Genomic DNA, 13,210 nt, shown 5'->3' on the forward strand with positions numbered 1-13,210 from the left:
CCCGGCTAGGCGAGCGCCTGCTGCAGGTCCTCCAGCAGGTCGTCGACGTTCTCGATGCCGACGGAGAGCCGCACCAGGTCGCCCGGCACCTCCAGGGCCGAGCCGGCCGCGGACGCGTGCGTCATGCGCCCCGGGTGCTCGATCAGGGACTCGACCCCGCCCAGGGACTCCCCGAGGGTGAACACCTCGGCCCGGTTGCACACCTCGACGGCCGCCTCCTCGCCGCCCTCGACCCGGAACGACACCATGCCGCCGAACGCCCGCATCTGCTTCGCGGCGACCTCGTGACCGGGGTGGTCCGGCAGTCCCGGGTACAGGACGCGCGACACGCGCGCGTGCCGGGTCAGCATGTCGGCGATCTTCGTGGCGTTCTCGCTGTGCCGGTCCATGCGCACCGACAGCGTCTTGGTGCCGCGCAGCACCAGCCAGGAGTCGAAGGGCCCGGCGACCGCGCCCATCGCGTTCTGGTGGTAGGCCAGTTCCTCGCCCAGCGCGCGGTCGCCCACGATCAGCGCGCCGCCCACGACGTCCGAGTGACCGCCCATGTACTTGGTCAGCGAGTGCACGACGACGTCCGCGCCGAGCGCCAGCGGCTGCTGGAGGTAGGGCGTGGCGAAGGTGTTGTCGACGACCAGCCGGGCGCCCGCGTCCCGGGCGACCTGGGCCACGGCCGCGATGTCGGTGATGCCGAGCAGCGGGTTGGAGGGGGTCTCCACCCACACGACCTTGGTCTTCGGGGTGATCGCGGTCCGCACGGCCGCCGGGTCGCTGGTGTCGGCGACCGACCACTCCACGCCCCACCGCGAGACGACCTTCGCGAACAGCCGGAACGTGCCGCCGTACGCGTCGTTCGGGATGACCACGTGGTCCCCGGGGGTGAGCAGCGTACGCAACAGGCAGTCCTCGGCCGCCAGTCCGGAAGCGAACGCGAGACCCCGGACACCGCCCTCCAGGGCGGCCAGGTTCTCCTCCAGGGCGGTCCTGGTCGGGTTGGCGCTGCGGCTGTACTCGTAACCGCCCCGCAGGCCGCCGACGCCGTCCTGCTTGTAGGTCGAGACCTGGTAGATCGGCGGGACGACCGCACCGGTGAGGGGATCGGCGGTGTTGCCCGCGTGGATCGCGAGGGTCTCGAAGTGCTGACTGATATGCCTGTCGCTCATGGGCACCGAGCGTAGTGCGCCGGAGGGCGAGGTGCCGGACGGCGGGGTGCGCGGCGGGAGGGGCACGGGACGGCAGGGGCGGGGAACGGGAGGGACGGACCGGACTCCCGGAGGGTTTTCCCCAGGCGGGGCGGAGGGCGTTGGCCAATTGTCGGCGGCGTCTGGAACCCTTGAGCCATGGAGATTCTGTGGGTCCTGATGGCGCTCGTCATGTTCGGCTTCGTGCTGCTGCCGATCCTGCGCCGCCGGCGCGGCATGATCGAGCAGGTCCCGGCGGACCACCCGGACGCCGCGGACCCGGCGGACTACGGCTTCGTGCGCACGGAGGAGCTGGACGTCCGCATGCCCGGTCCCGACCAGGACCTGCTGGACGTCCTCGACGTGGTGCAGCGCACCCAGGACTACCGGGCGGCCCAGCAGCTGCTCGCCGGCACGGAGACGGAGGGCGAGCTGCGCTGGCAGCGCGTCCAGGCCTTCGCGGGCGCCGCGGCGCTGGAGCTCCAGCAGCGGCCGGGCGGGGTCGGCGAGGTGCCCGGCGGGCAGTGGCTGCGGGTGTGGCGGACGGAGGCGCCCAAGGACCCGGGCGGCGCGGCGGTGCACGCCGAGTTCCTGGTGCAGCAGGCGTGGCGCACGTCGACGCGGGGCACGGACGACTTCCGGATCATCATGGAGGAGGCGAAGGACGCCTGCGGCCAGGCGGCGCTGCTCGCCCCCGGCGACCCGGTCCCCCACATCGTCGAACTCTCGGTGGCACGCGGCCTGGACTACTCGCGGACGGAGTTCGACGAGCTCTGGCTGAAGATCCTGGACCGCGCCCCGGCCCACATGGGGGCGCATCTGGCGGCCCTGCACTACTGGTGCGAGAAGTGGCACGGCTCGCGGGAGACGGCACAGGCGTTCGCGGAGGCCGCCGCGGCCCGCGCGCCCCGGGGCTCGCTCCTCGCGGCCATGCCCCTGTTCGCCGTCTTCGAGCACCTGCCCGAGGTGAACCTGGTCAGCGGCTTCTACCGGAGCGAGGTGGTGTCGAAGGCGATACACGGCGCGCTCTTCGCCGTCCACGCCGCCCGCCCCGACGACCCGATGCTGGCGCACGTACGCCATCTCCTGGTCTTCTTCCTGGTGCGCGCCGAACGCTGGGCGGAGGCGATGAACCAGCTGGTGCACGTCGACGGCCACGTCGGCGCGCTGCCCTGGACCCTGTCCCCGGACCCGGCCGAGTCGTTCGCGGTGTACCGGGCACTGGCGGTGGCGGGATACGAGGCCAACGGCGGCAACCCGGCGACGCTCCCGCACTGAGACCGGGCCCGACACGCACCGGGGCCGCGCACGCGGGCGTGCGCGGCCCCCGATGACGGCGCCTCGCGGTGATGACGGCGCCTCGCGGTCAGCCCTCCGTACGGGCGGGCAGCCGCCATCCCGGGCGCGGGAAGTGGCAGGTGTAGCCGTCCGGGTAACGCTGCAGGTAGTCCTGGTGCTCGGGCTCGGCCTCCCAGAAGGGGCCGACCGGCTCCACCTCGGTGACGACCTTGCCGGGCCACAGTCCGGAAGCGTCCACGTCCGCGATCGTGTCCTCGGCGATCCGCTTCTGCTCGTCGTCCACGTAGTAGATCGCCGAACGGTAGCTGAGGCCGATGTCGTTGCCCTGGCGGTTCTTGGTGCTCGGGTCGTGGATCTGGAAGAAGAACTCCAGGATCTCGCGGAAGTCGGTCTTCGTGGGATCGAAAAGGATCTCGATGGCCTCCGCGTGCGTGCCGTGGTTGCGGTACGTCGCGTTCGGCACGTCACCCCCGGTGTATCCGACCCGGGTCCTCGTCACGCCCGGGAGCCGGCGGATCAGCTCTTCCATCCCCCAGAAACACCCGCCGGCCAGTACGGCCCTCTGCGTCTGCGCAGCCATCACGGCTCCTCCCATGTCGGTCGGCCCGGTCCCTCGGGCTGCTCGGATCGCACGCCCGCGGCGCCCCGCGCCCACTGTCCTCAACGCGGGAGCGTCCCGGGCGATTCCGTCCCTGTCCGGCCTGCCGGCGGGTGCGGAACCGCAGCGGGCGGGGAGCCGTCACCCCCCGCTGCCGTACGGCCGTGTCAGGATCTCCAGCCGGTGGCCGTCGGGGTCGTCGAAGTACGCGCCGCGGCCGCCGTCGTGGTGGTTGATCCGCCCGGGGCGGTGGTGGAAGGGGTCGGCCCAGTAGGTCAGTCCCGCCGCGCGGATACGGCCGAAGATCGCGTCGAACTCGTCCTCGGAGACCAGGAACGCGTAGTGCTGAGGGGTGATCTCCCCGGGCACGTCCATGAAGTCGAGGGTCACTCCGTTGGCGATCTCGACCGGGACGAACGGGCCGGACGGCGGGCTCACCCGCAGGCCGAGGATGCCGGCGAGGAAGCGCGCCGAGGCCCGCCTGTCGTGCGAGGCGACGATGGTGTGGTTCAGCTGGACGGTCATCGCGGAACCCTCCTCGTCCCCACCCTACGACGCGTGCCGCGGGGCCCCGCGGGCCCCCCGGGGCCCCGGCCCCGGGCCGGGGGCCGGGGCCGGGCCCGGGGCCGGGGCCCCGGGGGGGGGGCCCCCAGGGCCATCCGGGCGGGGGGGATCACGAACCGGTACCGCACATCGCTGTTCAGCACCCGCTCGTAGGCGTCGTTGATCTCGGACGCGCCGATCAGCTCGATCTCCGCGCCGAAGCCGTGCCCGGCGCAGAAGTCCAGCATCTCCTGGGTCTCCGCGATGCCGCCGATCATGGAGCCGGCGAGGGTCTTGCCGCCCCCGATCACCGAGAAGAGGTTGAGGGAGACCGGCTCCTCGGGGGCGCCGACGTTCACCAGCGCGCCCTGCGGCTTCAGCAGCGACAGGTAGGCGTTGAAGTCCAGGGGGGCCGAGACCGTCGACAGGATGAGGTCGAAGGAGCCGCGCAGGTCCTGGAAGGTCTTCGGGTCGCTGGTGGCGTGGTAGTGGTCGGCGCCCAGCTTCAGGCCGTCGTCCTTCTTGCGCAGCGACTGCGACAGGACCGTCACCTCCGCGCCGAGGGCGTGCGCGATCTTGACGCCCATGTGGCCGAGGCCGCCCATGCCGAGGATCGCGACCTTCTTGCCGGGGCCGGCGTTCCAGCGCTTGAGCGGGGAGTAGGTGGTGATGCCGGCGCACAGCAGCGGCGCGGCGACGTCCAGGGCGAGGCCGTCGGGGATGCGGACGACGAAGTTCTCGTCGACGACGATCTTCTCCGAGTAGCCGCCGTAGGTGGGCTCGCCGTCCTTGCCGACGGCGTTGTACGTGCCGACGCTGCCGCCGGTGCAGTACTGCTCCAGACCGGCCTTGCAGTGGTCGCACTCGCGGCAGGAGTCGACCAGGCAGCCGACGCCCACGCGGTCGCCGACGGCGAACTTCGTCACGCCGGAGCCGACCTCCGAGACGACGCCGGCTATCTCGTGGCCGGGCACCATCGGGAAGATCGCCTCGCCCCAGCCCTCCCTGGCCTGGTGGATGTCGGAGTGGCAGATACCGGCGAACTTGATGTCGATCAGCACGTCGAACTCACCGACGGCGCGGCGCTCGATCGTGGTGCGCTCCAGCGGGGCCTTCGCGGCGGGAGCGGCGTACGCGGCAACGGTGGTCGTGCCAGTGCTCATGCAGGGGTCTCCTAGCAGGTCGTGGGCCCGGTCCGTCTTCCGACCGGGCACGGCGACCAGCCTGCCCCACCGCGCGGCGCCCACCCAGACCCCGCCTGTGCCTACGACCGCCGTGCCTACCACTGGCGGGGTCAGGATCGCCTGCGTACGACCGTGAATACTGGACGCATGGACGAACAGCCCGCATCCGTGCCCGAGTCCGGCGGGGGCCTGGACCGGCGTGCCGAGCTCAGCGAGTTCCTGCGCACCCGGCGGGCCCGGCTCAAGCCGGAGGACGTGGGGCTGCGGGACTTCGGGCGGCACCGGCGGGTGCCGGGACTGCGGCGCGAGGAGCTGGCGCAGCTGGCCGGGGTGTCGGCGGCGTACTACACGCGCCTGGAGCAGGGCAACGGGCGGAACGTGTCGGCGGAGGTGCTGGACTCCATCGCCCGCGCCCTGCGGCTGACCGACGCCGAGCACGCCCACCTCACCCACCTGGCCAAGCCCAAGCACAAGAAGAAGCAGGCGGCGCGGACACAGCCGGTGCGGGCCTCGCTGCGGCAGCTGCTGGACCTGATGGAGGGGGTGCCCGCGTACGTCGTCGGGCGGCGCGCGGAGATCCTCGCGTGGAACCGGATGGCGGCGGCCGTCTTCGGCGACTGGGGCGAGCTGCCCGTCGCCGAGCGGAACTGGGCGCGGCTGGTGTTCCTGCGGCCCGACTACCGCGAGCTGTTCGTGGACTGGGAGCAGAAGGCGATCGACATCGTGTGCGCGCTGCGCATGGACGCCGGGTGCTATCCGGACGATCCCCGGCTGTCGGCGCTGGTGGGCGAGCTGTCGGTGAAGAGCGAGGGCTTCCGGCGGCTGTGGGCGACCCACGACGTCAAGGAGAAGAGCCACGGCGTGAAGCGGCTGAAGCATCCGCTGGTGGGCGAGCTGTCGCTGAACTTCGAGGGGTTCAGGCTCCCGGACGGCAGCGAGCAGACGCTGGTGACGTTCCACGCGGAGCCGGGGTCGCGTTCGGCGGAGGCGCTGCGGCTGCTGGCGAGCTGGGGCACGGACGCGACGCGGGCGGGGGCGGAGTCCCAGGCACCGTCGGCCTGAGACCCGTACCCCGTCGCCGGGCCGCCCCCGCCCCCGTCGTCCCCGGTCGCCCAGGCCCGGCCGTCCGGACCGTCCCCGGCACGCGGTCGTCCGGACCGTCCCCGGCGCGCGGCCCCCGGCGCGGGCCGTGCGCCGGGGGGCGCGGACCGTGCTCGCCACGTCCGGTGAGGCCGGGCGGGGTCAGGACGCGGCGTTCTCCTTCACCGTGATCTTCCCCTTGCGGATGGTCGCCAGGCGCGGGGCCTTCTTCGCGATCGACGAGTCGTGGGTGACCATGATGAAGGTGAGCCCGTGCTCCTTCCACAGGGTCTCCAGCACGTCCATGATCTCGTCGCGCGTGGACTCGTCGAGGTTGCCGGTGGGCTCGTCGGCGAGCAGCACCTTCGGCCGCTTCACCAGGGCGCGGGCGATGGCCACGCGCTGCTGCTGACCGCCGGACATCTCGCTGGGCAGGTGACCGAGGCGTTCGCCGAGACCGACCGAGCCCAGCGCCTCGGCGGCCCGCTCGCGCCGCTCCCTCGGCTTCACGCCGAGCGGGACGAGGGCGGTCTCGACGTTCTCCTGCGCGGTGAGCGTCGGGATGAGGTTGAAGGACTGGAAGACGAAGCCGATGTTCTCGCTGCGCACCTTCGTCAGCCGGGCCTCCGACAGCCTGGCCAGGTCGGTGCCGTCGAGGACGACCTCGCCCTCGGTGGGCCGGTCGAGTCCGCCGAGCATCTGCAGCAGCGTCGACTTGCCGCCGCCGGTGGGTCCCTGGATGACGAGCCGGTCGCCGTCCGGGATGGTCAGGTCGACGCCGGCGAGGGCGTGGACGGTCTCCTTGCCGCGGGTGTAGCGCTTGGTGACGCCTCTGAGTTCGTACATGGGGGTCAGCTCCTGGGTGAAGTGAGGGGGTCGGGGGCCGGCGCCGGTTACTCGACGCGCCGCAGCGCGTCGGCCGGCCGCAGCCGGGACGCCCGCCAGCCGCCGAACGCCCCCGCGATCAGCCCGCCGGCCACGGCGAGGCCGACCGCGACCGCCACCGTGGTGACGCTGACCGGAGCGGTGAGCGCGACCTCCAGCGTCTTGGCGGCGGACTGCCGGCCGGGGCCGCCGAAGCCGCCGCCCCCGCCGGGGCCGCCCTGGCCGCCGGTGCCGCCGCCCCCGCCCAGCTGCGCCTGGAGGGTGGGGCTGATCGCCGTCACGGCGTAGGCGCCCGCCAGCCCGAGCGCGATGCCGAGCACGCCGCCCAGCAGGCCGTTGACCATGGCCTCGCCGACCACCTGACGGGTGACCCGCCCGGACTTCCAGCCGAGCGCCTTCAGCGTGCCGAACTCCCGCACGCGCCGCGACACCGCCGACGAGGTGAGCAGGCCGGCGACGAGGAACGCGGCGACCAGCACGGCGATGGAGAGCCACTTGCCGACGCTGGTGGCGAGGGAGGACGCGGTGGACAGCGAGCCGGACACGGTGTCGGCGAGGTCCGCGGAGGTCGTCACCGTGGTGCCCGAGACGTTCTTCTGGATCGCGGACTTGACGCTGTCGATCTTCTGGGAGTCGGTCGCCTTGACGTAGATCGTGGTGACCTTGTCCTTGGAGTCGCTGAGGGTCTGGGCCTGCGCCAGCGGGACGTAGACGTTGGCGGCGGAGTCGCCGCTGTCGGCGGTGGCGACGCCGATCACGATGAACTTGACGCTCTTGACGGTGACGGTGGAGCCGACCTTGAGCTTCTTCTCCTTGGCGTACGCCGAGTCGAGGACGGCGACCGCGGCGTTCGTCTCCGTGGCCTTGAACGTGCGCCCGCTGGTGATCTCGGAGGAGGTCAGCGGGCCGAGCGCGGGCTCGGTGACGTCGGTGCCGTAGACGGAGTAGTTGTTGACGTCGAAGTCGGCGCCGCCGCCGCGCACTTCGCCCTGCGGCTGGCCGCCCTGGCCGCCGGCGCCGCCCGGACCGCCCGGCTGGCCGCCGGTGTTGCCGTCCTGCTGGAACTGGCCGCGGGTGAACTGACCGCTGACCTTGATGACCTGGAGGCTCAGTCCGCCGACCGCGTCCGCGACGCCGCTCTGCTTGCCGACCTCGGTGACGGTCGAGGCCGACAGGGTCTGGAAGCCCTGGACCATGACCCGGTCGGTGCTCTGCTCCTCGCCGGAGTCGTCGTCCTGCGCGTCGAACTGGAAGCGCGGGCGGTCCGAGGCGCTCGCGGTGGGCGCGGCGGCCTTGGTGACCGTCATGTCCGTGCCCAGGCCGTACAGGCTCTGGAGGACCTTGTCCTGGGCCTTCCCCATGCCGGAGGACACGGAGGTGACCACGATGACCAGCGCGATGCCCAGCGCGAGTCCGGAGGCGACGACGAGGGCCGCCTTTCTGCGGCGGCGCAGTTCGCGCCTCAGGTAGGTGAAGAACATGCGCCGCAAGCTAGGGACGGACCGTGATGAAGCGATAAGGCGCACATAAGAGATGGATGAGAAGGCTGTGTCCGGCCCCGGAAATACCGATGCCGCCCCTGGGGGCGGCATCGGGAAACTGTGCGGTGGCTGTCGGAGGGACCGTCAGACGGCCGAACCGGCCTTCCACTGCGCCCAGTCCATGTTCCAGCCGTTGAGGCCGTTGTCCGGGGAGACGGTCTTGTCGCCGGTGTTCTGGACGATGATGACGTCACCGACGATCGAGTTGTCGAAGAACCAGGCGCCCGGGGTGCTCGGGTCGTTGGCGCCCTTGGTGTCGGACAGGCCGACACAGCCGTGGCTGGTGTTCACCGAGCCGAAGATGGACTTCGCGCCCCAGTAGTTGCCGTGCACGAAGGTGCCGGAGTTGGTCAGGCGCATGGCGTGCGGCACGTCCTTGATGTCGTACTCGCCCTTGCCGTCGTCGTCGGTGAAGCCGACCGTCGCGCCGTTCATCCGGGTCTCCTTGAACTTCTCGGAGATCACCATCTGGCCCTCGTACGTCTTGTTCTCGGGCGACCCGGCGGAGATCGGGATCGTCCGGACGGTCTTGCCGTCCTGCGTGACCTTCATCTGCTTGGTCTTCGCGTCGACGTACGTGACCTGGTTGCGGCCGACCTTGAAGGTGACCGTCTTCTGCTGGACGCCGAAGACGCCCTGGGCGCCCTCGACGCCGTCGAGCGCGAGCTTCAGCGTGACGGTGGAGTTCTCCTGCCAGTAGTCCTCGGGGCGGCAGTCCATGCGCTGGGTGTTGAACCAGTGGCAGACGACCTCCTGGCCGCTGCTGGACGTGACCGTGATGCCCTTCTGGACGGCGGCCTTGTTGGTGATCTCCTTGTTGAAGTTGATCGACACGGGCATGCCCACGCCGACGGTGGAACCGTCCTCCGGCGTGAAGTTGCCTATGAAGCTGTTGTCCGGGGAGACCGTGGTGAAGGACGCGTTCTCGTGGGCCACCAGGCCCTTGGAGTCCTGCGCGGTCGCCGCGAGCTTGTAGGTGGTGGAGCGCTCCAGCTGGACGCTGGGCTTCCAGCTGGTCTTGTCGGCGGAGAGCTCGCCCTCGACGGCGGTGCCGTCGGAGGTGGTCATCGTCACCTGGGTGAGCTTGCCCTTGCTGACGGTGACGGTCGCCGAGTTGTTGATGGAGGCGTTGTCCGAACCGTCCGCGGGCGTGATCTTGATCTGTGCCTCGGACGACTTCTGGGCCGCCGCCTCGTCGGCCTGGGCCTGCGAGGAACCGCTGCTCCCACCGTCGGAAGCACTGCTGTCGCCACCGGAACACGCAGTGAGCATCAGAACACTGCCGAGCAGGGCGGACGCGGTCATCAGCCTGCGCCGCCTACTGTTCGTCATCACACGCTTCTCCATCATTCGCCGATTCCCGAAACAACCCGAGAGCCCCGTCAAAGACCATCAACGCTACGACCGGTTCGTCCCGTTCCGCATTCCTCGAATGTGTGGGACACACCACGTCCACGAAGGCGGGATCCGCCCGGGACCCATGGTGCGGATGTCGGTCAGCGCGTCCCCTGAGACGACGAAACCCCGGACGGCGGTTGCCGTCCGGAGTCATGAATTCCCCAAGACGTTCAGCCGATGCCGCCCGTGCGGCCGCTCTCGCCGGCGTCCGCCCCGCCGTCCTCGCCGACATCATCCCCGGCGAGGTCCCGGTCCGGCGAATCCGGATCGTGGCCGAGGGGTTCGCTCGACCACGACGCCCGGTGGAGTTCGACGCCCGGGACGTCGCCGACCAGGGCGAACGGGTCGACGAGGCAGGCGAGGGCCTCGACGGTGTCTTCCGTCACAGCGCTCTCGGCGTGCGCGCGTTCCGGCTCCGGCGTCCCGGGATCCTCCGCGATGCGCCGCAGGGCCGCCCCGGTCACCGCGTCCGCGTCCTCGACCTCCAGGACGAGCTCCACCCGAAGCCGGACATACCGGGATTTCTTTTCCCTATTCATGCCGGGAGCGTACGGCTCCCGGCCCCCGCGGCTTTCCCGCGACCCGCGCCTTTCATTAGCATCGGGCCACACGGCCAATTCGCCAGCGCCACAAGGGGATCGATATTCCGTGTCATCCGCTCGCCGTCCGTTGCTGACCGCCACCGCCGCGGGGACCCTGCTGTGCGCCCTGTGGTTCGTCCCGAACGCCAACGCGTCGCAGCACGCCCCGGCGAGAGGCGACGTGTCGCCGCAGGCCACGACGCAGGCGCGGGCCGCGACCCAGGCACGGGCCGTGAGCACGAGCACGGTCGGCACCTCCTCCGCCGTCGGCGACGTCGACGCCGGCGGCGGCACCCGGCTCGCCGACACCGGAAGCTTCGACACCACCCCGTACGTGGTCGGCGGGACCACCCTGCTCGCCCTGGGCGCGGGATTCGTGGTGTATTCGGTTCGCCGGGAACGCCTCGGTTTCTGAAGTGATTTGACGCTCGCTTGACCAGACCTTCATAGTCCGCTCATGAAGAGATCATCGGGCGCGCGGCTGTGCGCCACGGTTGCCGTGGGCGCTCTGTCGCTCGCCCTCGTCACGGGCTGTTCGAGCGACGACTCGAAGAAGGACAAGGGGACCAAGGGTTCCGGCTCCGGTGCCGGCTCCTCCTCGTCGTCGGCCCCGGCCGCGGCGGCGCTGACCACGGCCGAGCTGGAGAAGCTGCTGCTGGCCCAGGGCGAGGTCGAGGGGTACAAGGTCGCCTCGGGCGATGACATCCTCCCGAAGTCCAAGGCCGGGGTGAAGACCGACAAGGCGGCGTGCGACCCGCTGGCCTGGGCCACGGCCGGTCTGGCCCCGGGCGACACGAACGCGAACGCCAGCAACTCCGTCTCGGAGGACAAGGCGTCGACCGCCACCGCGCAGCCCGAGGACATCGCGGACGCCTTCAACATCGCCATGACGTTCGTGGGCCTCTCCTCCTACGAGGGCGACGGCGCCGAGAAGGCCATGAAGGCCGTTTCCGACGGCGTGACGGCCTGCTCCGGCGGCTACGGCCTCAGCGCCGAGGGCGAGAACTCGAAGGTCACCAAGGTCGTCGCGGAGAAGGGCACCGGCGGCGGCGACGAGGCGGTCGCGTTCGCCGAGGACGTCGACATGGACGGCGAGGGCACGGCCACCTTCCACACCGAGGTGATCCGCAAGGGCAACACCATCGCCACGTTCTACACGGTGAACTTCGCCGCGCTGGCGTCCGGCGAGGCCACCAAGATCCCGGCCGCCGTCGTCCAGGCGCAGGTCGCCAAGCTGAAGTAGTCCTCCGGGGCCCTGCCGTGCGCATGCGCGCAGGCAGGGCCCCTCGTGTCTCCTACCGCAGCGGACCGGTGACCGTCTCCGCCGCCGCGACCAGCCGCCCCTCCCGCACGAACGCGTCCGCCGCCGCGAGGTCGGGCGCGAGGAAATGGTCGGGTCCGGGCCCCTGAACGCCCGCTTCCCGCACGGCGTCGATGACCGCCCGGGTGGCCGGCGCCGGCGTCAGGCCCTCGCGCAGCTCGACGGCGCGCGTGGCGGCGTACAGCTCGACGGCGAGCACGCGCGTGAGGTTGTCGACGGCCGTGCGCAGCTTGCGCGCCGCGGACCAGCCCATCGAGACGTGGTCCTCCTGCATCGCGGAGGACGGGATCGAGTCCGCCGAGGCGGGCACGGCCAGTCGCTTCATCTCGCTGACCAGCGCGGCCTGGGTGTACTGGGCGATCATCAGGCCGGAGTCGACACCGGCGTCGTCCGCGAGGAACGGCGGCAGGCCGTGGCTGCGGTTCTTGTCCAGCAGGCGGTCGGTGCGGCGCTCGGCGATCGAGGCGAGGTCGGCGGCGGCGACGGCGAGGAAGTCGAGGACGTAGGCGACCGGAGCGCCGTGGAAGTTGCCGTTGGACTCGACCCGTCCGTCGGGCAGCACCACGGGGTTGTCGACGGCCGACGCGAGCTCCCGCTCGGCGACCAGCCGGGCGTGGGCCATGGTGTCCCGTCCGGCGCCGGCGACCTGCGGGGCGCAGCGCACCGAGTAGGCGTCCTGGACGCGGGGCGCGTCGTCCTGGTGGTGCCCGGTCAGCCCGGAGCCCTTCAGCACGGCCAGCATGTTGGCGGCGCTGGCGCCCTGCCCCGGGTGCGGGCGGACGGCGTGCAGCTCGGGCGCGAGCACCCTGTCGGTGCCGAGGAGGGCCTCCAGCGAGAGCGCCGCGGTGACGTCGGCCGACTTGTAGAGGGTGTCGAGGTCGTCCAGGGCCATGATCAGCATGCCGAGCATGCCGTCGGTGCCGTTGAGGAGGGCGAGCCCCTCCTTCTCGCGCAGTTCGACGGGCGCGAGGCCGTGGGCGGCGAGCAGTTCGCCGGCGGGCCGTACGACGCCGTCCGGTCCCTCGGCGTCCCCTTCGCCCATGAGCGCGAGGGCGCAGTGCGAGAGCGGGGCGAGGTCGCCGGAGCAGCCGAGGGAGCCGTACTCGTGGACGACCGGGGTGATGCCGGCGTTCAGCAGGTCGGCCATGGCCTGCGCGACCTCGGGCCGCACGCCGGTGCGCCCGGAGCAGACGGTCTTGAGCCGCAGGAACATCAGGGCCCGGACGACCTCCCGCTCGACGCGCGGCCCCATGCCGGCGGCGTGCGAGCGGACGATGTTGCGCTGGAGCCGGGCGCGCAGCTCCGGGCTGATGTGCCGGGTGGCGAGGGCGCCGAAACCGGTGGAGACGCCGTAGACGGGCTCGGGCTTGGCCGCCAGCGCGTCCACGATCTCGCGGGCGGCGGCGAGGGCCGCCACCGCCTCTCCGGAGAGCTCGACCCGGGCGCCGCCGCGCGCCACGGCGAGCACGTCGGACGCGGAGACCCCGGACGCCCGCCCGTCGCCCACCACCACCCTTCCAAGGCCGCGCTTCGCGCCTTCCTCATCCACCACAGTGTGCATATCCATATTCAGGAGCGTACGCAGTGAAGACGAGGATGTCA

13 protein-coding genes are annotated in these 13,210 nt (G+C 71.6%); 4 read left to right on the top strand and 9 right to left on the bottom strand.

Translation table 11 applies throughout. The features are described 5' to 3' along the window. Positions 1-5 precede the first annotated feature (5 nt). Positions 6-1,160, bottom strand: a complete 1,155-nt coding sequence (locus ACH4F6_RS11605) for a cystathionine gamma-synthase (protein ID WP_397959799.1) — start codon at positions 1,158-1,160, stop codon at positions 6-8. Positions 1,161-1,337: 177 nt separating this feature from the next. Here ACH4F6_RS11605 and ACH4F6_RS11610 point away from each other — a divergent pair, with 177 nt between their 5' ends. Further along, positions 1,338-2,456 (top strand): hypothetical protein, encoded by a 1,119-nt coding sequence (locus ACH4F6_RS11610; RefSeq protein ID WP_397959800.1) that lies wholly within the window; start codon positions 1,338-1,340, stop codon positions 2,454-2,456. An 88-nt stretch (positions 2,457-2,544) separates the two neighbouring features. Here ACH4F6_RS11610 and msrA read toward each other — a convergent pair whose 3' ends face one another. The 3 genes from msrA to ACH4F6_RS11625 all read right to left on the bottom strand — a co-directional run bounded on the left by msrA (position 2,545) and on the right by ACH4F6_RS11625 (position 4,781). Further along, a complete protein-coding gene (msrA, locus tag ACH4F6_RS11615; protein WP_397959801.1) occupies positions 2,545-3,057 on the bottom strand; it encodes a peptide-methionine (S)-S-oxide reductase MsrA in 513 nt (170 codons plus the stop codon). Between the two features lie 159 nt (positions 3,058-3,216). Then, positions 3,217-3,600 carry a VOC family protein gene (locus tag ACH4F6_RS11620; protein WP_397959802.1) on the bottom strand — a complete coding sequence of 128 codons (384 nt, stop codon included), beginning with the start codon at positions 3,598-3,600 and terminating at the stop codon, positions 3,217-3,219. Beyond that, complete coding sequence (locus ACH4F6_RS11625) at positions 3,597-4,781, bottom strand: NAD(P)-dependent alcohol dehydrogenase (RefSeq protein ID WP_397959803.1); 1,185 nt, start codon at positions 4,779-4,781, stop codon at positions 3,597-3,599. The genes ACH4F6_RS11620 and ACH4F6_RS11625 overlap by 4 nt, the downstream gene beginning before the upstream one ends. Before the next feature lie 168 nt (positions 4,782-4,949). On the opposite strand from ACH4F6_RS11625, the gene ACH4F6_RS11630 reads away from it, so the two are divergent. Further along, on the top strand, positions 4,950-5,864 hold the full coding sequence (locus ACH4F6_RS11630; RefSeq protein ID WP_397959804.1) for a helix-turn-helix domain-containing protein: 915 nt from the start codon (positions 4,950-4,952) through the stop codon (positions 5,862-5,864). Between the two features lie 180 nt (positions 5,865-6,044). On the opposite strand, the gene ACH4F6_RS11635 is transcribed toward ACH4F6_RS11630, so the two are convergent. From ACH4F6_RS11635 to ACH4F6_RS11650, 4 genes are all read right to left on the bottom strand, one after another. Next, the gene (locus tag ACH4F6_RS11635; RefSeq protein ID WP_397959805.1) at positions 6,045-6,728 is read right to left on the bottom strand and encodes an ABC transporter ATP-binding protein; all 684 of its coding nucleotides are present in this window, start codon (positions 6,726-6,728) and stop codon (positions 6,045-6,047) included. A 47-nt stretch (positions 6,729-6,775) separates the two neighbouring features. Beyond that, a complete protein-coding gene (locus tag ACH4F6_RS11640) occupies positions 6,776-8,248 on the bottom strand; it encodes an ABC transporter permease (protein ID WP_397959806.1) in 1,473 nt (490 codons plus the stop codon). A gap of 144 nt (positions 8,249-8,392) precedes the next feature. After that, positions 8,393-9,640, bottom strand: coding sequence for an Ig-like domain-containing protein (locus tag ACH4F6_RS11645; protein WP_397959807.1), 1,248 nt, complete (start codon positions 9,638-9,640; stop codon positions 8,393-8,395). Positions 9,641-9,876: 236 nt separating this feature from the next. Continuing rightward, positions 9,877-10,245, bottom strand: coding sequence for a hypothetical protein (locus ACH4F6_RS11650; protein ID WP_397959808.1), 369 nt, complete (start codon positions 10,243-10,245; stop codon positions 9,877-9,879). A 109-nt stretch (positions 10,246-10,354) separates the two neighbouring features. On the opposite strand from ACH4F6_RS11650, the gene ACH4F6_RS11655 reads away from it, so the two are divergent. Both ACH4F6_RS11655 and ACH4F6_RS11660 read left to right on the top strand, forming a co-directional pair. Then, positions 10,355-10,702 carry an LPXTG cell wall anchor domain-containing protein gene (locus ACH4F6_RS11655; RefSeq protein WP_397959809.1) on the top strand — a complete coding sequence of 116 codons (348 nt, stop codon included), beginning with the start codon at positions 10,355-10,357 and terminating at the stop codon, positions 10,700-10,702. 42 nt (positions 10,703-10,744) lie between these two features. Next, positions 10,745-11,530, top strand: coding sequence for a hypothetical protein (locus ACH4F6_RS11660; protein WP_397959810.1), 786 nt, complete (start codon positions 10,745-10,747; stop codon positions 11,528-11,530). A gap of 52 nt (positions 11,531-11,582) precedes the next feature. On the opposite strand, the gene hutH is transcribed toward ACH4F6_RS11660, so the two are convergent. Beyond that, positions 11,583-13,175, bottom strand: coding sequence for a histidine ammonia-lyase (hutH, locus tag ACH4F6_RS11665; protein ID WP_397959811.1), 1,593 nt, complete (start codon positions 13,173-13,175; stop codon positions 11,583-11,585). Positions 13,176-13,210: the final 35 nt, after the last annotated feature.

It is taken from the genome of Streptomyces sp. NPDC017936 (assembly GCF_044328485.1).
Taxonomy (GTDB): domain Bacteria; phylum Actinomycetota; class Actinomycetes; order Streptomycetales; family Streptomycetaceae; genus Streptomyces.

Coding starts and splice junctions, on each gene's coding strand:
- ACH4F6_RS11660 (WP_397959810.1), top strand. CDS start 10,745: ATGAAGAGATCATCGGGCGCGCGGCTGTGCGCCACGGTTGCCGTGGGC.
- ACH4F6_RS11640 (WP_397959806.1), bottom strand. CDS start 8,248: ATGTTCTTCACCTACCTGAGGCGCGAACTGCGCCGCCGCAGAAAGGCG.
- ACH4F6_RS11630 (WP_397959804.1), top strand. CDS start 4,950: ATGGACGAACAGCCCGCATCCGTGCCCGAGTCCGGCGGGGGCCTGGAC.
- ACH4F6_RS11635 (WP_397959805.1), bottom strand. CDS start 6,728: ATGTACGAACTCAGAGGCGTCACCAAGCGCTACACCCGCGGCAAGGAG.
- ACH4F6_RS11610 (WP_397959800.1), top strand. CDS start 1,338: ATGGAGATTCTGTGGGTCCTGATGGCGCTCGTCATGTTCGGCTTCGTG.
- ACH4F6_RS11650 (WP_397959808.1), bottom strand. CDS start 10,245: ATGAATAGGGAAAAGAAATCCCGGTATGTCCGGCTTCGGGTGGAGCTC.
- msrA (WP_397959801.1), bottom strand. CDS start 3,057: ATGGCTGCGCAGACGCAGAGGGCCGTACTGGCCGGCGGGTGTTTCTGG.
- ACH4F6_RS11625 (WP_397959803.1), bottom strand. CDS start 4,781: ATGAGCACTGGCACGACCACCGTTGCCGCGTACGCCGCTCCCGCCGCG.
- ACH4F6_RS11605 (WP_397959799.1), bottom strand. CDS start 1,160: ATGAGCGACAGGCATATCAGTCAGCACTTCGAGACCCTCGCGATCCAC.
- hutH (WP_397959811.1), bottom strand. CDS start 13,175: ATGGATATGCACACTGTGGTGGATGAGGAAGGCGCGAAGCGCGGCCTT.
- ACH4F6_RS11645 (WP_397959807.1), bottom strand. CDS start 9,640: ATGACGAACAGTAGGCGGCGCAGGCTGATGACCGCGTCCGCCCTGCTC.
- ACH4F6_RS11620 (WP_397959802.1), bottom strand. CDS start 3,600: ATGACCGTCCAGCTGAACCACACCATCGTCGCCTCGCACGACAGGCGG.